16 protein-coding genes are annotated in these 21,951 nt (G+C 62.9%); 11 read left to right on the forward strand and 5 right to left on the reverse strand.

What is annotated here, in order from left to right:
* Window positions 1-141 precede the first annotated feature (141 nt).
* From IB241_RS23165 to IB241_RS23210, 10 genes are all read left to right on the forward strand, one after another.
* Window positions 142-495: a hypothetical protein gene (locus IB241_RS23165; RefSeq protein ID WP_192300526.1), complete on the forward strand. Its 354-nt coding sequence runs from the start codon at window positions 142-144 to the stop codon at window positions 493-495.
* Between the two features lie 213 nt (window positions 496-708).
* Entirely contained in the window at window positions 709-1,668 is a 960-nt protein-coding gene (locus IB241_RS23170; RefSeq protein ID WP_034119884.1) for an AAA family ATPase, read from the forward strand.
* Window positions 1,669-1,673: 5 nt separating this feature from the next.
* Entirely contained in the window at window positions 1,674-2,606 is a 933-nt protein-coding gene (locus IB241_RS23175; RefSeq protein WP_192300527.1) for a DUF58 domain-containing protein, read from the forward strand.
* Window positions 2,603-3,097: a DUF4381 domain-containing protein gene (locus tag IB241_RS23180; protein ID WP_192300528.1), complete on the forward strand. Its 495-nt coding sequence runs from the start codon at window positions 2,603-2,605 to the stop codon at window positions 3,095-3,097. The genes IB241_RS23175 and IB241_RS23180 overlap by 4 nt, the downstream gene beginning before the upstream one ends.
* On the forward strand, window positions 3,090-4,178 hold the full coding sequence (locus IB241_RS23185; protein WP_192300529.1) for a vWA domain-containing protein: 1,089 nt from the start codon (window positions 3,090-3,092) through the stop codon (window positions 4,176-4,178). The genes IB241_RS23180 and IB241_RS23185 overlap by 8 nt, the downstream gene beginning before the upstream one ends.
* Window positions 4,175-5,914, forward strand: coding sequence for a tetratricopeptide repeat protein (locus tag IB241_RS23190; protein WP_192300530.1), 1,740 nt, complete (start codon window positions 4,175-4,177; stop codon window positions 5,912-5,914). The genes IB241_RS23185 and IB241_RS23190 overlap by 4 nt, the downstream gene beginning before the upstream one ends.
* Window positions 5,911-7,551, forward strand: coding sequence for a BatD family protein (locus IB241_RS23195; protein ID WP_192300531.1), 1,641 nt, complete (start codon window positions 5,911-5,913; stop codon window positions 7,549-7,551). Before IB241_RS23190 ends, IB241_RS23195 begins: the two co-directional genes overlap by 4 nt.
* 1,563 nt (window positions 7,552-9,114) lie before the next feature.
* Window positions 9,115-10,356 (forward strand): exonuclease SbcCD subunit D C-terminal domain-containing protein, encoded by a 1,242-nt coding sequence (locus IB241_RS23200; protein WP_192300532.1) that lies wholly within the window; start codon window positions 9,115-9,117, stop codon window positions 10,354-10,356.
* A complete protein-coding gene (locus IB241_RS23205; protein WP_192300533.1) occupies window positions 10,353-13,991 on the forward strand; it encodes an AAA family ATPase in 3,639 nt (1,212 codons plus the stop codon). The genes IB241_RS23200 and IB241_RS23205 overlap by 4 nt, the downstream gene beginning before the upstream one ends.
* Window positions 13,988-14,581, forward strand: a complete 594-nt coding sequence (locus tag IB241_RS23210) for a glutathione S-transferase (protein WP_192300534.1) — start codon at window positions 13,988-13,990, stop codon at window positions 14,579-14,581. The genes IB241_RS23205 and IB241_RS23210 overlap by 4 nt, the downstream gene beginning before the upstream one ends.
* Before the next feature lie 33 nt (window positions 14,582-14,614).
* Here the strand turns inward: IB241_RS23210 and IB241_RS23215 are convergent, their stop codons facing one another.
* The 5 genes from IB241_RS23215 to IB241_RS23235 form a co-directional block, all read right to left on the reverse strand.
* A complete protein-coding gene (locus IB241_RS23215) occupies window positions 14,615-14,794 on the reverse strand; it encodes a hypothetical protein (RefSeq protein ID WP_192300535.1) in 180 nt (59 codons plus the stop codon).
* Window positions 14,795-14,950: 156 nt separating this feature from the next.
* Window positions 14,951-16,126 (reverse strand): lactonase family protein, encoded by a 1,176-nt coding sequence (locus IB241_RS23220; RefSeq protein WP_192300536.1) that lies wholly within the window; start codon window positions 16,124-16,126, stop codon window positions 14,951-14,953.
* Window positions 16,113-16,406 (reverse strand): DUF5629 family protein, encoded by a 294-nt coding sequence (locus tag IB241_RS23225; protein WP_192300537.1) that lies wholly within the window; start codon window positions 16,404-16,406, stop codon window positions 16,113-16,115. Before IB241_RS23225 ends, IB241_RS23220 begins: the two co-directional genes overlap by 14 nt.
* A 78-nt stretch (window positions 16,407-16,484) precedes the next feature.
* Complete coding sequence (locus IB241_RS23230) at window positions 16,485-18,860, reverse strand: efflux RND transporter permease subunit (RefSeq protein ID WP_192300538.1); 2,376 nt, start codon at window positions 18,858-18,860, stop codon at window positions 16,485-16,487.
* An 18-nt stretch (window positions 18,861-18,878) separates the two neighbouring features.
* Window positions 18,879-19,916: a WD40/YVTN/BNR-like repeat-containing protein gene (locus tag IB241_RS23235; protein WP_192300545.1), complete on the reverse strand. Its 1,038-nt coding sequence runs from the start codon at window positions 19,914-19,916 to the stop codon at window positions 18,879-18,881.
* Between the two features lie 306 nt (window positions 19,917-20,222).
* Between IB241_RS23235 and IB241_RS23240 the strand changes: the two genes are divergently transcribed.
* On the forward strand, window positions 20,223-21,338 hold the full coding sequence (locus IB241_RS23240) for a Gfo/Idh/MocA family protein (protein ID WP_192300539.1): 1,116 nt from the start codon (window positions 20,223-20,225) through the stop codon (window positions 21,336-21,338).
* Window positions 21,339-21,951 lie beyond the last annotated feature (613 nt).

A 21,951-nucleotide genomic window follows, 5' to 3' on the forward strand; every position in this document is an offset into this window, starting at 1 on the left:
GCTATTATCACGCCTGTGAGTGCCAGAAATGACCGATTCGGCCCGCAAGGTCATGCACTGGGCCAGACGTAGAATGCAGCACAAAATTCGCCGCAATGGCACAATCGCCGGCATTGCGCCCTAGCCCTGACAGGATTCCCCATGCTGCAACTTAAAACCGACGCCCTGATGGTCACCCCGTGCGACGACGAAGAAGACAACATGGCCATGCTCTGCTGCCACGGCAAGAACGGTGAGATGTTCATGCTCACCCGCTACCCGGATGAAGACGAAGTGGAACTGACCTGGGACTACGAGCCATCGACGCTTGACGGGCTTAAAGTCACCCTGGGCGACACCACGCTGCTGGTAGAACTGGCAGCAGGCGATGCCGACGCGCTGGGCGGCAAGGATCAGTTGCAGATCACCCACGCCACCGCCGCAGCGGACCTGGCCGAAGTCGAAGAAACCCTGCATAACATCCTCAAGGGCACCGGCACCTTCATCCGAATCTAAGTCCACCCAGAGTCAAATGAGGTTGAAGCTTGTGTGGGAGCGGGCTTGCTCGCTCACACATTCACAGTGTTTCAACACAAAAATCCTACAAGATTTGCCAAAAATACCCGTCACGCCGTTAGTCGCCACACCCCTCGATGCATTAAAGTAGACGCCCCAGCCCGGCGCTCGTGTCATGACGCCCAGGGCGCACCTCTCCAGGAACCGTCATCGATGGAACATCGTGAAGCGCTGCTCGCGCTGCGAACCTTTCTTTCTACGCAGATTCTCGGCCAGGAAAAACTCATCGATCGTCTGTTGATCGCCCTGCTCGCCGACGGCCACATGCTGGTCGAAGGCGCGCCGGGACTGGCCAAGACCAAGGCCATCAAAGAGCTGGCTGAAGGCATCGAGGCGCAGTTCCATCGCATCCAGTTCACCCCTGACCTGTTGCCCGCCGACATCACCGGCACCGAGATCTATCGCCCGGAAACCGGCAGCTTCGTGTTCCAGCAAGGCCCGATCTTCCACAACCTGGTGCTGGCGGACGAAATCAACCGGGCCCCGGCCAAGGTGCAATCGGCCTTGCTCGAGGCCATGGCCGAGCGCCAGGTCAGCGTCGGGCGCAGCACCTACGAACTGTCGCCACTGTTCCTGGTGATGGCCACGCAAAACCCCATCGAGCAGGAAGGCACCTACCCATTGCCCGAAGCCCAGCTCGACCGCTTCCTGATGCATGTGAAAATCGGTTTCCCGGACGCCACCGTGGAACGGCGCATCCTGCAACAGGCCCGTGGCGAAGCGCTCAATGGCGAAACCAAACCCGAGCGTCGCGTCAGCCAGCAAGCCATCTTCGCCGCCCGCAAGGAAATCCTCGGCCTGTACATGGCCGATGCGGTGGAGGAATACCTGGTGCAACTGGTCATGGCCACGCGCACCCCGGCCAAGTTCGACCCGGAGATGGCCGAGTGGATCGCCTACGGCGCCAGCCCGCGGGGCTCCATTGCCCTCGACCGCTGCGCCCGCGCCCATGCGTGGCTGGCCGGTCGCGACTTTGTCAGCCCGGAGGATATTCAGGCGGTGCTGTTCGACGTGCTGCGCCATCGCATCATTCTGTCGTTCGAAGCCGAAGCCGCCGGCATTGACCAGGACCGCGTGGTGCAACGCATTCTCGACGTCGTTGCCGTCGCTTGAGCCCCATGAACGCAGGCGATGGCATCCGCGTCACCCTCAGCGAATTGATCGAGATGCGCCATCGCGTGCGCGAAGTGCAGCTGTTTTCCACGCCGAGCCAGCGCAGCCCGCTGATCGGCCTGCATCACTCCAAGTTGCGCGGGCGCGGTGTCGACTTCGACCAGGTGCGCGTGTACCAGGCCGGCGATGACGTACGCACCATCGACTGGCGCGTGACTGCACGCACCCAGGAGCCGCACACCAAGCTGTTCCATGAAGAACGCGAACGGCCGATCTTCATCATGGTCGAGCAAAGCTGCCGGCTGTTTTTCGGTTCGGGGCAGATGTTCAAGTCGGTGCTCGCGGCCCAGGCGGCGAGCCTGATCGGCTGGGCGGCGCTGGGCCACAACGACCGTGTCGGCGGGTTGGTATTCGGTGACAACGAGCACTACGAAATCAAGCCGCGGCGCAGCAAGCAAAGCCTGCTGCAACTGCTCAACCGCCTGGTGCGGGTCAACCAGAGCCTGAACACCGAAAGCCACCCGGAAGCCGATGCACTCGGCATGGCCCTGCGTCGTGGCCGCGAAGTACTGCGCCCGGGCAGCCTGGTGATCGTGATCTGCGATGAGCGCGCCCTGACCGAAGGCGCCGAGCAACAGCTGAGCCTTTTGTCGCGCCATTGCGACCTGCTGCTATTGCCGATTTCCGACCCGCTCGACCACGCCCTGCCCGCCGCCGGGCTGCTGCGTTTCGCCCAACGCGGCGCGCTGCTGGAACTCGACACGCTCAACTACGACCTGCGCCAGGCCTACAAAGCCCAGGCCGAAGTGCGCATTGCACGCTGGGAACTGCTCGCGCAAAAACTGCGGGTGCTGCTGATGCCGTTGAGCACCCAGAGCGAAATGGTCGAGCAACTGCGTGAATACCTCAACCCGCAACGCCCGGTTAAAAAACAATGAGCAGCCTTGACCAACTGCAACCGCTGATCGCCCCACCGGCCATCGGTTTCTGGCCGCCGGCCCCGGGCTGGTGGCTGTTACTGCTGCTCATCCCGTTGCTCGGCTGGGGCCTGTGGTCACTGCGCCGCTTCCTGCCGACACGACGCCCGGTGGCCCGCGCCGAACAACCACTGGACCCACTGCGCATCGCCGCGCTGGCGGAACTCGCGCTGATGCCCAAGCCCTACGACGGCGCCCCTGCCGGCGCCTGGCTGCAACAACTCAACGGTCTGCTCAAGCGCCTGTGTCGCAACGACTACCCCTACAGCCAGAGCCACACCCTCAACGGCCGCAAATGGCTGGCATTCCTCGACAACCGCTGCCCCGCCGCCGGCCTGACGCGCTGGATGGTGCTGGTGGAAGGCGCCTACAAGCCCGAATGCAAACTCGACGACAAGGCCATCGCCGGCCTGACCCAAGCCGTCGACACCTGGATTCGCAAACATGTTTGAGTTCGCCTGGCCGTGGATCTTCGCCCTGTTGCCATTACCCTGGCTGATGCGCCTGGTGCTGCCGGTCGCCGACAGCGGTGAGCCGGCCTTGAAGGTCAGCTACCTCAACGACCTCGAAAGCCTCGCCCGCCGCCGCGCCCGCTCAAACCTGCCGGGCTGGCGCCAGCAAGCACCATTCGTTTTCCTGTGGCTGTTGCTGCTCAGTGCCGCCGCGCGCCCGGAATGGCTCGGCGAACCGCTGCCGATTGCCGCCAGTGGCCGCGACTTGCTGGTGGCGGTAGACGTGTCCGGCTCCATGGATTTCCCCGACATGCACTGGCAGGACGACGACATCAGTCGCCTGAGCCTGGTCAAGCACCTGCTCGGCGATTTCCTCGAGGCGCGCGAAGGCGACCGTGTCGGCCTGATCCTGTTCGGCAGCCAGGCCTACCTGCAAGCGCCGCTGACCTTCGACCGCCGCACCGTGCGCACCTGGCTGGATGAAGCGCGCATCGGCATCGCCGGCAAGAACACCGCGATTGGCGACGCCATCGGCCTGGCCCTCAAGCGCCTGCGCCAACGCCCGGCGCAAAGCCGCGTGCTGATCCTGGTCACCGACGGCGCCAACAACGCCGGGCAGATCGACCCGCTGACCGCCGCGCGCCTGGCCGCCGAGGAAGGGGTGAAAATCTACCCGATCGGCATCGGTGCCGACCCTGAGCAGACCGGTTCCCTGGGTATCCTTGGCGTCAACCCGAGCCTGGACCTTGACGAGCCCGCGCTCAAAGCGATTGCCGAGGCCACGGGTGGCCAGTATTTCCGCGCGCGCGATGGCGAAGAGCTGCAAGCCATCAAGCAGACCCTCGACAAACTCGAACCCGTCGAACAGCAACCGACCCAGGCCCGCCCGGCCCTGGCGCTGTACAGCGCGCCCCTCGGCCTGGCCCTGGTGCTGAGCATGCTGCTGGTGATCCAGGAACGCTGGCCGAACAACGCGCTGCAACGGCTGTTCGACAAACTGTCGAGCAAGGGCCGCTTCCTGCAACAGCACCCTGAATGGCGCCAACGCCTCAAACGCCTGCGTTTACGGAGGCGTCGATGATCGACCTGTGGCCGCACTGGTTCCGTCCCTGGTGGCTGTTGCTGCTGCCGTTGCTCGGCTGGCTGCTGTGGCAACTGTGGCACCGGCAAAAACGCGCCGGGCGCTGGCAGATGATCTTGCCGCCGGCCTTCCATGCCGTGTTGCTCAGCGGCGGCAACGGCCGCGAAAGCAAAGCGCCGTGGGTGGTGCTCGGCATCGCCTGGCTGCTGGCCGTGCTGGCGTTGCTGGGCCCGAGTTGGCAGCGGGTTGAACAGTCCAGCCAGAAGCCATCCGACCCGTTGGTGGTATTGCTGGAACTCACTCCGGAAATGCTCGCCACCGACAGCCCGCCCAACCGCCTGGAGCAGGCACGGCGCAAGCTCTACGATTTGTTGCAGGCACGCACCGACGCACAGACCGCCATCGTCGTCTACGCCGGTAGCGCCCACACCCTAGTGCCGCTGTCGGACGACCTCGCCACCAGCCGCAACCTGCTGGAAGCGCTGCGCCCCTCGATCATGCCCGAGCCCGGCCACCGCGCCGACCTGGCGGTCGAGAAAGCCCTGTTCCTGCTCAAACAAGGCGGGCTGGGCCAGGGACGCCTGCTGTTGATCGGCTCGTCGCTGTCCAAACAGGAACGCCAGGGCATTCGCCTGCTGCTGCAAGGTGCCCAGACCCCGAGCCTGTCGATCCTCGGCATCGGCAGCCGTGAAGGCACGCCCGTGACCCAGGAAAGCGGCGAGTTTCTCAAGGACGAACAAGGTGCGATTCTGGTACCACGTCTCGACAGCCCCACACTCAAGGCCTTTGCCAGTGAGATGGGCGGCCGCTACCGTGCCGCGCGCCTGGATGACAAGGACCTGCGCCAACTCGGCGTGCTCGACCCGCCCCAGGCCCTGCGCGACGACGGCCAGCGCCTGCACCTCGACACCTGGGCCGACCAGGGTTACTGGCTGCTCCTGCCGCTGTTGCTGCTGGCGGCCTGCGCCGGGCGCCGCGGCTGGCTGTTCTGCCTGCCGTTGCTGCTGTTGACCGCGCCCCAGCCCAGCTATGCCTTTGAATTACAGGACCTGTGGCTGCGCCCCGACCAGCAAGGCCAATACCTGCTGAAGAAAAAGCGCCCGGCCGAAGCCGCCGAGCACTTCCAGGACTCGCAATGGCAGGGTGTGGCGCTGTATGAAGCGGGCAACTACGCCGAGGCCATCAAGCGTTTCGCCGAAGGCAATGACGCCTACTCCCACTACAATCGTGGTAATGCCCTGGCCAAGTCCGGCGCACTGGAAGCCGCCATCGATGCCTATGAACAGGCGCTGGAAGCCCAGCCCGACCTGCAACCGGCGTTGAAAAACAAAGCCCTGGTGGAAGCCTTGATGCAGGAACAGGCCGAGCCCGAGCCGGAGAAACCGGCAGAAAACCAGGATGACGAAACCCGCCAACCCGGCCAAACTGCGCAGCCGGGTGCCAGCGGGCAAAATGCCACAGGTGACGAACAGACGTCCCAGGGCCAGGGCGAGGCCGGCACCGGCGAGACCCAGGCCGGGGCCACACCCCCCACCGGCGGCAACGAAGTGCCGGGCAGCGAACTGGGGGATGAACAAACCACCACCCCGCCGCTGCGCCCCAACGACGCCAGCCTTGACGGAGAACACCGCCAGGCCCTGGAACAATGGCTGCGGGAGATCCCGGACAACCCCGGTGAACTGCTGCGCCGCAAATTCTGGTACGAACAGCAACAACATCAGGACAAGACTCGATGAGCCGCCGCACCACCCTACTGCTTCTGCTCACGTTATCGGCAGGCCACACCCAGGCGGCGAACCTGGTCGCCAGCGTCGACCGCAGCCGCCTCAACTCCGGGGAAACGGTCGAGCTGACGGTGGAATCGAGCGACGTCACCCAGTTCGGCAAGCCCGACCTGTCGCCGCTGGAGGCACAGTTCGAAGTCAGCGGCACGCGCCAGCTCAACCAACTCACTACCCTCGGCGGCGACAACCACGCGACCACGCGCTGGATCATCACCCTGCTGCCCAAGGAAAACGGCACGGTGATCATCCCGCCGCTGCAAGTGGGCGAATACTCGACCCAACCCATCAGCCTGCAAGTGGTGGAGACCGCCAGCCAGAACACCAGCGCCGAGCTGGCGCCAGTGTTCATCGAAGCCAGCCTCGACCAGACCGCCGTGTACGTACAGGCCCAGGCGCTGTTGACGGTGCGGGTGTACCACTCGGTGTCGCTGTATGACGACAGCAGCCTCACGCCATTGCAGATCGCCGACGCCCGCGTCGAGCAACTGGGCGAGTCGCGCACCTACGAAAAGGTCATCAACAGCATCCGCCACGGCGTGATCGAAACCCGCTACGCGATCTACCCGCAGCACAGCGGCACGCTGGACATTCCGGCGCAGACCTTCAGTGCGACGCTGGTGGAGTCGCGCCCGCCCCAGGAAAACACCCTGCAAGGCACCAAGCCCGGCAAGCTGATCCATGTCAGCTCGGCGCCGCTGCCATTGACGGTCAAGCCCAAGCCCGAACTCTACCCCGCCGACGCGCCCTGGCTGCCCGCGCGCAGCCTGACCCTGAGCGAAAGCTGGAACCCCGAGCCTGAGCATGTGCAGGTTGGCGATTCCCTGACCCGCAGTCTCATCGTCAAGGCCGAAGGCCTCTCCAGCGCGCAACTGCCGGCGCTGCCCAGCACCGACATCAACGGCCTGCGCCGTTACCCGGACCAACCGGTGCTCGGCAACCAGACCAGCGACCGCGGCCTGATCGGCAGCCGCGAAGACCGCGAAGCCCTGGTGCCCAACCGCGTCGGCCCGTTGGAACTGCCGGCGGTAGACGTGGTGTGGTGGAACACCCACGAAGACCACCTTGAACATACCAGCCTGCCGGCGCGCACCCTGCAAGTGGCCAACAACCCAAGCCTGGTGGTGGACACCCCCGCTACGCCGACCATCATCACCGCACCGGACGACAGTCGCTTGTGGCTATGGCAACTGAGTACGCTGATCCTGGCCTGCACCACCCTGCTCGGCTTTGGCCTGTGGTGGCGTGCACGTCGCCAGCCCGCCGTGCTGCGCGCCGCGCAAACCGGCCCGAGCCCACGTACGCTGCTCGACGACCTCAAACGCGCCACCCAGGCCAACGACCCCCAGGCCACCCGCCAGGCCCTCGACGCCTGGGCGCGCCAGCAACCGGAAACCCTGGCCGAGATGGCCGCCCGGTTTGTACCACTGTCCGACGCCCTCGACGGCCTCAACGGCGCGCTCTACAGCGAAAGCGGCCAATACTGGCTGGGCGAAGAACTGTGGCGCGCGGTCAAGGCCATCCCCATGGCCGAACGCGAGCTGGACCCTGCGACGGACACCACCAGCTTGCCGCCGCTCTACCCCAAATAACCAGGGCCGGCCTGACACCACACAATCAACCTGTGGGAGATTCTATGGCTGAGGGCAACCCCTCCACCAACAGTCCCGCCGCCTTCGCAGCCTCGCTAAAGCTCGACAGCTCCCACAGAGGATGGGCAGTGCCTGGGCAATCTCCAGCCGAGCGCCTACTGCCCAGCAACACCAATCCCCTGTGGGAGCGGGCTTGCCCGCGAAAGCGGTGGTTCAGCCAACACCTCTACCAGCCATGCCACCGCCTTCGCAGCCTCGCTAAAGCTCGACAACTCCCACAGTGGATTGGCAGTGCCTGGGCGATCTCCAGCCGAACACTCACTCCCCAGCAACACCAATCCCCTGTGGGAGCGGGCTTGCCCGCGAAAGCGATGGTTCAGCCAACACCTCTACCAGCCATGCCACCACCTTCGCAGCCTCGCTAAAGCTCGACAGCTCCCACAGAGGATTGGCAGTGCCTGGGTAATCTCCAGCCAAACACTCACTCCCCAGCAACACCAATCCCCTGTGGGAGCGGGCTTGCCCGCGAAAGCGGTGGTTCAGCCAACACCTCTACCAGCCATGCCACCGCCTTCGCAGCCTCGCTAAAGCTCGACAGCTCCCACAAGGGATTGGCAGTGCCTGGGCGATCTCCAGCCGAGCGCCTACTGCCCAGCAACACCAATCACCTGTGGGAGCGGGCTTGCCCGCGAAAGCGGTGGTTCAGCCAACACCTCTACCAGCCATGCCACCGCCTTCGCAGCCTCGCTAAAGCTCGACAGCTCCCACAGAGGATTGGCAGTGCCTGGGCAATCTCCAGCCGAGCGCCTACTGCCCAGCAACACCAATCCCCTGTGGGAGCGGGCTTGCCCGCGAAAGCGGTGGTTCAGCCAACACCTCTACCAGCCATGCCACCGCCTTCGCAGCCTCGCTAAAGCTCGACAGCTCCCACAGAGGATTGGCAGTGCCTGGGCAATCTCCAGCCGAGCGCCTACTGCCCAGCAACACCAATCCCCTGTGGGAGCGGGCTTGCCCGCGAAAGCGCTGGTTCAGCCAACACCTCTACCAGCCATGCCACCGCCTTCGCAGCCTCGCTAAAGCTCGACAGCTCCCACAGAGGATTGGCAGTGCCTGGGCAATCTCCAGCCAAACACTCACTCCCCAGCAACACCAATCACCTGTGGGAGCGGGCTTGCCCGCGAAAGCGGTGGTTCAGCCAACACCTCAACCAGCCATGCCACCGCCTTCGCAGCCTCGCTAAAGCTCGACAGCTCCCACAAGGGATTGGCAGTGCCAGGGCGATCTCCAGCCGAACACTCACTCCCCAGCAACACCAATCACCTGTGGGAGCGGGCTTGCCCGCGAAAGCGGTGGTTCAGCCAACACCTCTACCAGCAATGCCACCGCCTTCGCAGCCTCGCTAAAGCTCGACAGCTCCCACAGAGGATGGGCAGTGCCTGGGCGATCTCCAGCCAAACACTCACTCCCCAGCAACTTCCACATTGGATCTTGGCTAGCCACCGGCACCGTGCGTGCTTTTACAGGTAAACTCCCCTCCTTTTCATCTTCTCCAGGGAGTTTGCCTTGCGTCTGTTCCACACCTCCGACTGGCACCTTGGGCAAAACCTGCACGGCCAGGAGCGCGACTTCGAGCACGCCTGCTTCCTCAAATGGCTGCTCGAGCAATTAAAGGCCCAGCGCCCGGATGTGCTGTTGATCGCCGGCGACATCTTCGACACGGTCAACCCGCCGCTCAAAGCCCAGGAGCAGCTGTACGATTTCATCATCAGTGCCCACGAACAAAACCCCGACCTCACCATCGTGATGATCGCCGGCAACCATGACTCCGGTTCGCGTATCGAACTGCCCGCGCCGTTGATGCGCCGCTTGCGCACCCACGCCCTGGGTCGCGTGCTGTGGCTGGATGACGGCCAACTGGATGCCGAACGCCTGCTGATCCCCCTGCCGAATGCCAAAGGCAAGATTGTCGGCTGGTGCCTGGCGTTGCCGTTTTTGCGCCCCGCGGAAGTCACGGGCGCGCACCTGGGTGACGATTACCTGCGCGGTATCGGCCAGGTGCATGAGGCGCTCATCGCTGCTGCCAACGCCAAGCGTAAAAAAGGCCAGGCGCTGGTTGCCATCAGCCACGCGCACATGGCCGGGGGCTCGGTATCGGAAGACTCCGAACGCAGCCTGATCATCGGCAATGCCGAGGCGCTGCCGGCCAAGCTGTTTGATAGAAGCGTCGCTTATGTTGCCCTCGGCCATTTGCACAAGCCGCAAAAGGTCAATGGTGAAGAGCGTATTCGCTACAGCGGCTCGCCGATCCCACTGTCGTTTTCCGAAATTGGCTACAAGCACCAGATTCTCGACGTGTTGTTCCAAGGCGAGCGACTGGTCAGCGTCGAACCGTTGCTGATTCCGCGGTCGGTCAACCTGCAACGCCTGGAAGCCGCGCCCCTGGCCGACATTCTCACGGCCTTGAGCGAGTTGCCCGACGTCGACCTGCTCGCCGAAACCCAGCACCACCCCTGGCTGGAAGTGCGCGTGCGCCTCGACGAACCCCAACCCGACCTGCGCCAGCAGATCGAAGCCGCGCTGCAAGGCAAGGCCGTGCGCCTGGTGCGTATCGCCGCCGAGTACGCAGGCACCGGCCCGCGGGAGGAGGAAGGCGAAGCGCGGTTGATCGAACTCGACCAGCTCACCCCCCAGGAACTGTTCAGCCGCGCCTGGCAGGACAGCTATGGCAGCGAAGTGGATGAACAGACCTTGAAGGATTTCGCCGTGCTGCTCCAGGACGTGCAACAGGAGGATGAACAGCCATGAAGATCCTCGCCATCCGCCTGAAAAACCTGGCTTCCCTGGCCGGCCCGTTTGAAATCGACTTCACCGCCGAACCCCTGGCTAGCGCCGGGTTGTTTGCAATCACCGGCCCCACCGGCGCCGGTAAAAGCACCCTGCTCGACGCACTGTGCCTGGCGCTGTTCGGCGCCGTGCCCCGACTGGGCGACACCGGCCAGGCCAAGATGCCCGATGCCGACAGCGACATCTCCATCGGCGATCCGCGCACCTTGCTGCGCCGTGGCACGGGCGGCGGCTATGCCGAGGTGGATTTTGTCGGCGTCAGTGGCCGTCGCTACCGTGCGCGCTGGGAAGCCAACCGCGCCCGCGACAAGGCCAGCGGCAAATTGCAGAACAGCCGCCAGAGCCTGATCGACCTGGACAGCGAACAACTGCTGGCCAGCCAGAAAACCGAATACAAGACCCAGTTGGAACTGGCCCTGGGCCTGAACTTCGAACAGTTCACCCGCGCCGTATTGCTGGCCCAGAGCGAATTCAGTGCGTTCCTCAAGGCCAACGACAACGAGCGCAGCGAGCTGCTGGAGAAACTCACCGACACCGCGCTGTACACCCGCCTAGGCCGCCGTGCGTTCGACAAGGCCAAGGAGGCCAAGGACGCCCACAAACACTTGCAAGACCAGGCCACCGGCGTGGTGCCCCTGGCCCCTGAAGCCCGCGCCGAGCTGGATGAGCAGTTCATCCAGGCCCAGCAACAGCTCAAGGTCCAGCAGGCCCAGCTCAAGCAGCTGGAGTTGCAGCACACCTGGCTCAAGGAGCTGCGTGAATGGCAACAACGCCAACTCGACGCCACCGAACAGCTCCAGCGCGCGCAAGCGGACTGGGATAGCCAGCGCCAACAACGCCAGGACCTGAGCCGCCTCGAACAATTGGCACCGCAGCGCCACCAGTTCACACGCCAAGCCGAGCTGCTCGGCGTGCTGACGCCTTTGGCCGCGCAGATTCAGGCGTCCAACACCCAACAGACCGAGCTGCTTACCCGGCAGGCCCAGGCCCAGCAGCAACAAGCCGCCGCCCAGGCCGCATTGGCCGACGCGGTCAAACAGCAAATCGACGCAGGGCCGCTGCTGCAACAGGCCTTCGCCGAACAGAACACCCTCGCTCACCTGGCCAAAGACCTGGCCAAGCGCAACGACGACAAACAGCAACAGCAAAGCGCCTGCACCGAAGGCCAGAACCTGCTCAAGGCCTTGCAGGAAAAGCAGGCCGCCGTCACTGAGCGCCTGCAACGCCTCGCCGCCGGGCTGGAGCGCAGCGCCGCACTCGCGCCGCTGGGCGATGCCTGGACCGTTTACCGTGAGCGCCTGCAACAGTTGATGCTGATCGGCAATCGCCTGAACAAGGGCCAGGCCGAACTGCCGCAGTTGGAACAGCGCGCCACTGCCGCCGCCGAACGGTTCACCCAGCAACGCGAAGCCCTGGACCTGTTGTACCAGGAGGCCGGCGCCGAACCCCACGCCGTGGCCGAGCAAATCCAGCTGCTCGCCAGCCTGCTGCAAGACAATCGCAAGCAACAGCGTGCCTTCGAAGACCTCACGCGCCTGTGGGACAGCCAGCAGCAACTGGATCAACAGTCCGGCGCGCTGACACAAAAGCTTGCCGACGCCCAGCAGCAACGCGAACAGCTGAACCAGATCGGCCTGCAAACCAAGGCCGAGTTGACGGTCGCCGAGCAGACGCTGACGGTGACCAAACAGCTGCTGGAACGCCAACGCCTGGCGCGCAGTGCCAGCGTCGAGGAACTGCGCGAGCAGTTGCAGGACGATCAACCGTGCCCGGTGTGCGGCAGCCACGAACACCCGTATCACCAGCCCGAAGCGCTGCTGCAAAGTCTCGGTCGGCATGACGAGAATGAAGAGGCCACGGCGCAAAAAGCCGTCGACACCCTCAAAGAAAAACTCACCGAACTGCGGGGTGAAGTGGGCGGCCTGATTGCCCAGCAAAAGGAATTCCTGCAACAGCAGGAACAACTCGCTGCGCAACAAAGCGCCCTGGCGCCCAGCCTGGACGCACACCCGCTGTCAGCCCTGCTGTTCAATCAGGACGCGGCCAAGCGCAGCGCATGGCTGGCCCAGCAGCTCAGCCAACTGACACAAAGCATCAGCCAGGACGAACAACGCCAAGGCGCCCTGCTCAACCTGCAACAAAATGCCGGGCGCTTGCAGCAACAACTGCAAGCCGCCCAGGACGCCAGCCAGCAAGCCCGCCAATTGCTGGTGGACCAGCAGCGCGAACTGTCCAGCGACCGCGAACGTCTTGACGAAGAACTCAATGGGTTCGCCAGCCTGTTGCCCACCGAGACACTGGAAGGCTTGCGCAGCGAACCGGCGGCGACCTTCATGCAGTTGGACCAGCAGGTCAGCCAGCGCCTTGAACAGTTGGGCCAGCAAAAAGATGAACTGGCCGAACAACAAGAACGCCAGCACGCCATCGAGAAAGAACAGACCCACCAGCAACATCGTCAGCAACAGCTCGACGCACTGCTGCAACAACTGCGCGACGTGACCGCACAGCATCAGGCCGCGCAGCACGCGCTGAGCAACTTGTTGGGCGAGCATCCGAGCGCCGAACACTGGCAACAGCAGTTGGAACAGGCCGTGACCCAGTCACGCCAAAGCGAAGCCGATGCCAACACGCAACTGCACGAGTTGCACAACGCCTTGATCCAGTTGGCTGCCGACCTCAAGGCCCAGCAGGAACGCCAGCAGGCGCTGCTGACCGAACAGCACACGCTCGACAGCCGCATCAGCGAATGGCGCGCGCTGCATCCCGAGCTGGATGACAGTGGCCTCGCACGCCTGCTGGCCTTCGATGAGGCGCAGGTCAGTGCGCTGCGCCAGCAGGTGCAGCACAGTGAAAAAGCCGTCGAACAAGCCAAGGTGCTGCTGCAAGAGCGCGAGCAGCGCCTCGCCGAGCACCTGGCCTTGCACAACGGCAACCTGGATGCCGAGCAACTGGACAGCACCCTGGTGGCGCTCAACCAAAAATTGGCCGACGGCGAAAAACACCTCGCCGAACTGCGTGCGCGCCAGTCCGAAGACCAGCGCCGCCAAGATGCCAATCACAGCCTCGCGCTCACCACCGCCAAAGCCTATGAAGAATGGCAGCGCTGGGCCCGTCTGGAAGCATTGATCGGCTCGGCCAACGGCGACAAATTCCGCAAGATCGCCCAGGCCTACAACCTCGACCTGCTGGTGCACCACGCCAACGTGCAACTGCGCCAACTGGTGCGCCGCTACCGCCTCAAGCGCGGTGGCAGCATGCTCGGCCTGTTGGTACTGGACACCGAAATGGGCGATGAACTGCGCTCGGTGCATTCGCTGTCCGGTGGCGAGACGTTCCTGGTGTCGTTGGCGCTGGCGTTGGGCCTGGCGTCGATGGCGTCGAGCACGTTGAGGATCGAATCGCTGTTTATCGACGAAGGTTTCGGCAGCCTCGACCCCGAGTCCCTGCAATTGGCAATGGATGCGCTGGACGGTTTGCAAGCCCAGGGGCGTAAGGTGGCAGTGATCTCCCACGTGCAGGAAATGCACGAGCGCATCCCGGTGCAGATCCAGGTCAAGCGTCAGGGCAATGGCTTGAGCACCCTGGAGGTCAAGTGAGCGAGGTGCTGCTGTACTCGTTCCGACGCTGCCCGTACGCGATGCGTGCGCGGTTGGCGTTGCGCTACTCAGGCGTGGCGGTGCGTATCGTCGAGGTCAGCCTGAAGGCCAAGCCGGCCGAGATGCTGGCGCTGTCGCCCAAGGGCACGGTGCCCGTGTTGAGCGTTGATGGCCGCGTGATTGAAGAGAGCCTGGAAATCATGCAGTGGGCGCTGGCGCAGAACGATCCGCAGGATTGGCTGCTCGGCGGCAACCCGGCGGTGCTGGCGTTGATTGCCGAGAATGACCAGGTCTTCAAGCAACACTTGAACCGCTACAAGTACGCCGAACGCTACCCGGAGCAGCCAATGGAGCACTATCGGGCCGAGGGCGAGGTGTTTTTGCACAAGCTGGAGGGGTTATTGGCCGAGCGGAATTACCTGCTGGCAGACCACCTGACCCTGGCGGATGCTGCACTGGCGCCGTTTGTGCGTCAGTTTGCCCATGTGGATCGAGTGTGGTTTGCCGGTACATCGTATAAACGGTTGCAGGTATGGCTACAGCGGTTTCTGGATTCACCGCTCTTTGTCGCAGTAATGGCTAAACCCTGAGAGCTCCCACATTAGATTGAGATGCTCTTGAATTCAGTGCTGAGTCTTGTGATCCAGTGCGGCATAGAAGTTGGCGCTCTGTTGCAGGTATTTCTGGGTGTAGGCGCTGGTGCTGGATTTCTTGCCGGTGAGTTCCACGCTGGCGGCCGCTGGCAGGGCCACAGTTGCGGAAACGGCGGAAGCGGCGATGATGGAGAAGAGGTTCAAGTTCATGTCGGTTACCCTTGTGTTCGTTTGGTTTGAGTGGCCGGGAAGGCCTTGGAACCCAACTTACGCCCGAGGGTTGAACCTTAGAAATGCTTTGAAACAGTAGCCGTTATCACTCGAATTAATAGAAAGGCTCAGGCCCCGAAGTGCGGGGCCTGTGGCTTATTGACGCACCAGGAACTTGAGGTCGCTGGGCGCATCTATCGGCAATTTCTGCACGGTTTTACCCAGCAGGCCGGTCTTGGGGTCACGCTCGACCACCACAATTTCATTGCTTTTCTGGTTGGCGATCAGCAGGAACTTGCCGCTCGGGTCCAGGCTGAACTCGCGCGGATGATCGCCTTCGACGGAACGGCGTTGCAGTTCCGTGAGGTGTGCGGTCGCCGGGTCAATGCCGAACACCAGCAACTGATTGGCCGTGCCACGGTTGCTCACGTACAGGAACTTGCCATCGGCGGACGCATGCAGTGCCGCACCGGCCTTGTCCGCAGCCGGTTGCCCGGCAGCGAAGTCCACCAGCTGAGTCTGGCTGAGCTTGCCATCCTGGTAGTCGAACACCGCGACCTGGGCACTCATCTCGGTGGTCAGCCACGCATGCTTGCCATCGGCGCTGAACAGCAGATGACGTGGACCGCTGCCCGGCGGCAACTGCACCGAGGCGGGCTCGGCCGGAGTCAACGGCAGTTCATGATTGGCCTTGGGGTCGTAACGATAGGCAAACACCTTGTCTGCTCCCAGGTCCTGCACAAACACGTACTTGCCATCCGGCGACGACACCACCGAATGCACATGGTTGGAGGCCTGGCGCTCAGGGTTCACACGGCTGGCCGGGTGCCCGCTCAACTGCACGGGTGCCGACAGCTTGCCGGCGGCGTCCACGGGCAGGATCGCCAGGCTGCCGCCCGGATCTTCCAATACCGAATAGTTGGCAACGAACAGATAACGCCCGTCAGCAGCCACGCTGGAATGAGTCGGCTCGTTGCCCAGGCTCTGCACCTGATTGATCAGGGTCAGTTGATGACTTTGTGGGTCGATGCGGTAACTGCTCACACGACCGACCGGATCTTTCTGACCCGGGCCGTTCTCATTGACCACAAACAAATGTTTCTGGTCCTTGGAAACGGTCAGCCACGACGGGTTGGCAGCCTTGGCCGCCAGCACCGGCTGGCCCTGGAACTTGCCCGTACGGCTGTCGAATTGCAGGTGGTAGATGCCTTCGCTGGTGCCGGCGGTATAGCTGCCGACCAACAGTTCATAGGTCTCGGCCGGTGCGGCCTGCACCGACATCGCGCCAACACTGCCCGCCATCAGCAGGGGCCAGAATTTACGCATCAGCATCGGCTTCGTCCTCGTCGTTATTGTTGCCGGTGAACGCGCTCAAACAAACCAGGCGGTGCTCACCCTCTTCATTGATCAGCAACCAGCTTTGCAGGCTTTCATCGAAGGTGGCGGCGGCCAGTTGTTCGGGGCTGAACTTCCAACGCTTGAGGTCCCGACCGTCCATGCTTTCGATCAGCAAATGCTGGTCAAAGATGAACTCGAAGGCGTGCAGCCCGTTGATGATCAGCATGTCGCTGTCGTTCAGGGCGCTGCTCAGGTTTGGTGTTGCGTCGGTCATGATGTGAAGTCACTGCGGGGGAAAAGACACATGATAGGTCAATTCCCCCGCCGTGCCTTGCGGCATTGGTCTAATCGATCAATGGGCGAAGAGTGAGTTGCCCTTCTGCCCCGCCAATTTCTCGGGTTTGATCAGGAACCGCGCCAGTGCCGGCAGCAGCCACAGCGCACCGAACATGTTCCACAGCAACATGAAGGTCAGCATCAGGCCCATGTCGGCCTGGAACTTGATCGCCGAGAAGATCCAGGTGCACACGCCGATCGCCAGGCACAGGCCGGTGAACAGCACGGCTTTACCGGTGGACTTGAGCGTCTGGTAGTACGCCTCTTGCAACGGCAGGCCCGCACGCAGGAAGCTTTCCAGGCGACTGTAGATGTAGATGCCGTAGTCCACGCCGATCCCGACGCCCAGCGCCACCACCGGCAAGGTGGCGACCTTGACGCCAATACCCATGAACGCCATCAGCGCGTTACCCAGCACCGAGGTCAGCACCAGCGGCAGCACGATGCACAGGGTCGCCGCCCAGGAGCGGAAGGTGATCATGCACATGGTCGCGACGCACAGGTACACCAGGATCAGGATGGTCAGCTCGGATTCCTTGATCACCTCGTTGGTGGCCGCTTCGATCCCGGCGTTACCGGCGGCGAGGATGAATTCCAGGCCGTCCCCGTTGTTCTCCTTGGCAAACTCCTGCACCGCATGCACCGCCCGGTCGAGGGTCTCGGCCTTGTGGTCATTGAGGAACACCAGCACCGGCGCCAGGGAGCAGTTGTTGTTGTACAGGCCATCGGCCCGGGCGATGGAGTTGTTCAACACATCCGGGTTACGCGACAGGGTTTCCCACTTCAGGTTGCCCTCGTTCATGCCCTTGATCATCTGCTTGGACACGGTCACCAGCGAGATCGCCGACTGCACGCCCTCGGTGTTCTGCATCTTCCACATCAACTGGTCGATGGGCGCCATGGCTTCGTAGCGCGAGCATCCTTCGGCGTTGGTCTTGACCATCACCACCAACACGTCGGAGCTGGTGGAGTAGTTGCTGATGATGAAGTTGTTGTCTTTGTTGTAGCGCGAGTCCGGACGCAGTTCCGGCGCGCCCTGATCGAGGTCGCCGATCTTCAGGTTCTGGCTGTACCAGAGGCCGCCGCCAAAGGCCACCAGGGCCAGGGCGATGGAGATCGGCGCGACTTTCGGGCTGGCAAAGTTCGACAGCAGGCGCCAGAACGAATGCTCGCGGTTCGCGTCTTTCTTGCTCTTGGCGATGGCGCGCTTGCTGATGCCGACGTAGGAAATCGCCACTGGCAGCAGGATCAGGTTGGTGAACACAATCACCGCCACGCCGATGGAGGCACCGATGGCCAGCTCACGGATCACGCCGATGTCGATGATCAACAACGTAATGAAACCCACCGCATCCGCCAGGATCGCAATCATCCCCGGCAGGAACAGTTGGCGGAACGTGCGCCGCGCGGCCGTCAGCGCGTTGTCGGCCTCGCTGGATTGCAGGGCGATGCCGTTGATCTTCTGCACGCCGTGGGAAATACCGATGGCGAAAATCAGGAACGGCACCAGCATCGAATACGGGTCCAGCCCGAAGCCGAAAAAGTGCATCAGCCCCAATTGCCAGATCACCGCCACCAGCGTGGTGCTCAACACGGCGATGGTGCTGCGCAGGCAGTTGGTGAACCACAACAGCAGGATCAGGGTGATGACAAACGCGATGCCGAAGAACATCACCACCATCACCAGGCCATCGATCAGGTCGCCGACCTTCTTGGCGAAGCCGACGATGTGGATCTTGACGTTGGGGTTCTGCGCTTCGAACTTGTCACGGATCTTGTCTTCAAGTTCATGGGAGAACTTGCGGTAGTCCAGGGCCAGCAACTTGCCCTGGTCCTGCGGGTCCGGGTAGGACTCCAGCAGCGGGATGTCGACGATGCTCGATTTGAAATCGTTGGACACCAACCGCCCGACCTGGCCGGACTTGAGCACGTTGTTGCGCAGTTGATCGAGACTTTCCGCCGAGCCGTTGTAGCTTTGCGGGATCACTTCACCGCCGGCAAAGCCTTCTTCGGTCACTTCGGTCCAGCGCACGCTGGGGCTCCACAGCGACTTGAGGCCCGAACGGTCGACGCCGGAGATGTAGAACACCTCGTCGTTGATCTGCCGCAGGGTCTCCATGTACTCCTTGGTGAAAATGTCGCCGTCCTTGGCCTCCACCGAAATCCGCACCGTGTTGCCCAGGTTCGCCAGGTCGTTACGGTGCTCCATCATCTTCTCGATGAAGGGGTGCTTGAGGGGGATCATTTTTTCAAAGCTGGTGGACGGGCGAATCAACGTCGCCTGCCAGAACAGGAAAACACTCACCAGCAGGCAGATCACGATGACTGCCGGACGGTTGTTGAAGATCAGACGCTCAAGAAAGGTCGCTTTATCGTTGTGATGACTGCTCATTGAATCCCCGCCTTCTTATTATTTTGAGAGCTCTGCGCCGGCAACGGTGGCGACACGCACGCCACCCTGCCCCGCGAGGATCAAATTGCCATTACCTGCCGCCGTCACCGAGGAGAGGGAAATCCGGTCCGGGCGATTGAAGACGCTGAAGGTCAGCCCGTCGTCATGGCTGACGACCACGCTGCCACCATTGCCGACCACCACGATGGCGCCGTCGTCCAGCAAGGTCGCGCCGGACAAGCCGAACTCCAGCGCGCCCCGTGCGGCATTCAGTTCGACCTGCTCCCAGGTGCTGCCGAAATCCGTGGAGCGGTACAGGTTGCCGCGCAAGCCAAAGGCCAGCAAGGTCTGTGGCTGGGCGGTGCCGATCACGCCAAACAACGAGCCCTCGTAGGGGCCTTGGAGCTTTTCCCAGGTCTGGCCGTCGTCGCTGGAGCGGAACATGCTGCCCTGCTCGCCGACGATAAACAGGCCGGCATCCTTGATATGGGCGATGGCGTTGAGGTGGAACTGGTCTTCGTTGTCGAGACGCTCGCTGACGTCGTTCCAGGTCTTGCCGCCGTCGGTGGTTTCGATCAGCGCGCCGTAGGCGCCAACGGCCAGGCCGTGGTTGGCGTCGTTGAACCACACGTCGAGCAAGGGGGCTTCGCGCTTGAGGTCTTGAAATTGCTGGGTCCAGGTGGCGCCCCCGTCGGCGGTGGCGAGGATCTGTGCATCATGGCCCACCGCCCAACCTTGTTTGTCATCGACGAAATACACCGCCGTGAGCAATTGCCGGGTGGGGACCTTGGCCTGGGCCCACGTGGCGCCCTGATCGTCGGAATAGAGAATGTGCCCGCGATCACCGACCGCCACCAGGCGCTTGCCGGCGTGGACCACGTCGATCATCAGGCCTTTGGCGGCCTTGGGGGATTCAATCGCAAACACCGCTGCGGCGGGGGTATCGCTGGCGGCCTGGACGGCCGTCGGCAACGCGACGGCCCCAAACAGCGAGAGCGCTGTGGCCAGCAACGCAACCCTGCGTGCGGCATGTGGGCGGCAAACAACCCAACCCATGACAGGCTCACTCATAGACCTTTCTCCCATTTATTATTGTTATCGCCTGCCTTCCGGGGCCTTGAAACCTGCAATCTAGAGCGCCTGGAGGAAGCAGGGGCCATCCTATCGGGCTTTCGAATCGTCTGACAATCGGCGCTACGTTATGTTTTGTTAACTGGCGGCATTTGGCCACGCGCTGAATATAGCTGCATTCGCCGGAGTGATTGTCGACACGCAATGAATTTTTATTCCATCTATTGAATTTGAGGAATTTTTATTCCATTAATAGCGCCTCTGAAAACAATAATTCAAAGGACCACGGCTATGCGTGAACTCGGAATCGGCTTGATCGGCACAGGCTTCATGGGCCGCGCCCATGCCTTGGCGTTCAACAACGCCCGCGCGGTATTCGAACTGCCGGTCACTCTCAAACTGGCCGCCCTGGCCGACGCCGACACCGAGCGCGCCCAACGCTGCGCCAACGCCTGGGGATTCGCCCAGGCCCACGGTGACTGGCAGGCGTTGATCAATGACCCCAACGTCGACGTCGTGGCCATCACCACACCCAACCACCTGCACTACCCCATGGCCATGGCCGCCATCGCCGCCGGCAAAGCGGTTTACTGCGAAAAACCCCTGGCCGTCAGCCTGGAGCAAGCCGACGCCATGCGCCGCGCCGCCAGCACCGCCGGGGTGGTGACGCGGGTCGGCTATAACTACCAGCACAACCCGATGATCACGCTGGCCAGGCAGATGATTGCCAATGGCGATTTGGGCGACATCATCAGCTTCCAGGGTGAGTTCAGCGAAGACTTCATGGCCGACCCGACCTCGCCTTGGTCATGGCGCTGCGAAGTCGGACATGCCGGCGGCGCCCTGGCCGACCTGGGCAGCCATTTGCTGTCGATGGCGCGCTTTTTGGTGGGCGACGTGGCCAGCGTCTGCGCCGACACCCACACCGTGCACACCGAGCGACCGGCGGTCAAAGGCAGCAGCGAACTGAAAACCATCGCCGTCGACGACCAGGTGCATGCCCTGCTGCGCTTCGCCAACGGCGCGCGCGGCACGGTGAGCAGCAGTTGGCTCAAGCATGGCTACAAGAACCACCTGAGCTTCGAGATCAGCGGGACGAAAGGCACGCTGGCCTTCGACCAGGAGCGCCTGAATGAACTGCGTCTGTGCCGTGTCGGCCAGGACGGCTTCCAGCGCCTGCTCGCGGGGCCAGCCCTGCCCGGCTACGCGGCATTCAGCCCGGCGGCGGGGCATCAGTTGGGTTACAACGAATTGAAAACGCTGGAGGTGCAGGAGTTGATCATGGCCGTGGCCGGTCAAGGTGCGGATGGCACTGACTTCGAGGCGGCATGGGCGGTGGAGCAACTGGCAACAGCCATTCGCGTGGCCGCCAGCGAAGAACGCTGGGTCAAAGTGAGCAGCGTCTAGTCCTCAACATTGCAGTGGATTTATGTGGGGACGGGCTTGCTCGCGAACGCGGTGGGTCAGCCAATGAATGAGCTGACTGACACACTGCTTTCGCGGGCAAGCCCGCTCCCACATTTGAGCTGTGTTGCTGGGATGTCAGTGTTGGGCTGGAGATCGCCCAGGCACTGCCAATCCCCTGTGGGAGCTGCCGAGCTTTAGCGAGGCTGCGAAGGCGGCGGTACTGTTGGTAGAGATGTTGGCTGAACCACCGCTTTCGCGGGCAAGCCCGCTCCCACATTTGAGCTGTGTTGCTGGGATGTCAGCGCTCGGCTGGAGATCCCTCTCACACCGCCAATCCCCTGTGGGAGCTGCCGAGCTTTAGCGAGGCTGCGAAGGCGGCGGTACTGTTGGTAGAGGTGTTGGCTGAACCACCGCTTTCGCGGGCAAGCCCGCTCCCACAGGTGATGGGTGTTGCTGGGATGTCAGTGTTCGGCTGGAGATCCCCCGGGCACTGCCAATCCCCTGTGGGAGCTGTCGAGCTTTAGCGAGGCTGCGAAGGCGGTGGCACTGCTGGTGGAGATGTTGGCTGAACCACCGCTTTCGCGGGCAAGCCCGCTCCCACATTTGAGCTGTG

Origin of the sequence: Pseudomonas sp. PDM05, from assembly GCF_014851685.1 — a bacterium.
Classification (GTDB): Bacteria; Pseudomonadota; Gammaproteobacteria; order Pseudomonadales; family Pseudomonadaceae; genus Aquipseudomonas.

Excerpts from the sequence above, each read along its gene's own strand:
- IB241_RS23225 (WP_192300537.1), bottom strand. The coding sequence starts at position 16,406 with ATGACCGACGCAACACCAAACCTGAGCAGCGCCCTGAACGACAGCGAC.
- IB241_RS23230 (WP_192300538.1), bottom strand. The coding sequence starts at position 18,860 with ATGAGCAGTCATCACAACGATAAAGCGACCTTTCTTGAGCGTCTGATC.
- IB241_RS23205 (WP_192300533.1), top strand. The coding sequence starts at position 10,353 with ATGAAGATCCTCGCCATCCGCCTGAAAAACCTGGCTTCCCTGGCCGGC.
- IB241_RS23180 (WP_192300528.1), top strand. The coding sequence starts at position 2,603 with ATGAGCAGCCTTGACCAACTGCAACCGCTGATCGCCCCACCGGCCATC.
- IB241_RS23220 (WP_192300536.1), bottom strand. The coding sequence starts at position 16,126 with ATGCTGATGCGTAAATTCTGGCCCCTGCTGATGGCGGGCAGTGTTGGC.
- IB241_RS23195 (WP_192300531.1), top strand. The coding sequence starts at position 5,911 with ATGAGCCGCCGCACCACCCTACTGCTTCTGCTCACGTTATCGGCAGGC.
- IB241_RS23185 (WP_192300529.1), top strand. The coding sequence starts at position 3,090 with ATGTTTGAGTTCGCCTGGCCGTGGATCTTCGCCCTGTTGCCATTACCC.
- IB241_RS23175 (WP_192300527.1), top strand. The coding sequence starts at position 1,674 with ATGAACGCAGGCGATGGCATCCGCGTCACCCTCAGCGAATTGATCGAG.
- IB241_RS23165 (WP_192300526.1), top strand. The coding sequence starts at position 142 with ATGCTGCAACTTAAAACCGACGCCCTGATGGTCACCCCGTGCGACGAC.
- IB241_RS23240 (WP_192300539.1), top strand. The coding sequence starts at position 20,223 with ATGCGTGAACTCGGAATCGGCTTGATCGGCACAGGCTTCATGGGCCGC.
- IB241_RS23215 (WP_192300535.1), bottom strand. The coding sequence starts at position 14,794 with ATGAACTTGAACCTCTTCTCCATCATCGCCGCTTCCGCCGTTTCCGCA.
- IB241_RS23170 (WP_034119884.1), top strand. The coding sequence starts at position 709 with ATGGAACATCGTGAAGCGCTGCTCGCGCTGCGAACCTTTCTTTCTACG.
- IB241_RS23190 (WP_192300530.1), top strand. The coding sequence starts at position 4,175 with ATGATCGACCTGTGGCCGCACTGGTTCCGTCCCTGGTGGCTGTTGCTG.
- IB241_RS23235 (WP_192300545.1), bottom strand. The coding sequence starts at position 19,916 with ATGGGTTGGGTTGTTTGCCGCCCACATGCCGCACGCAGGGTTGCGTTG.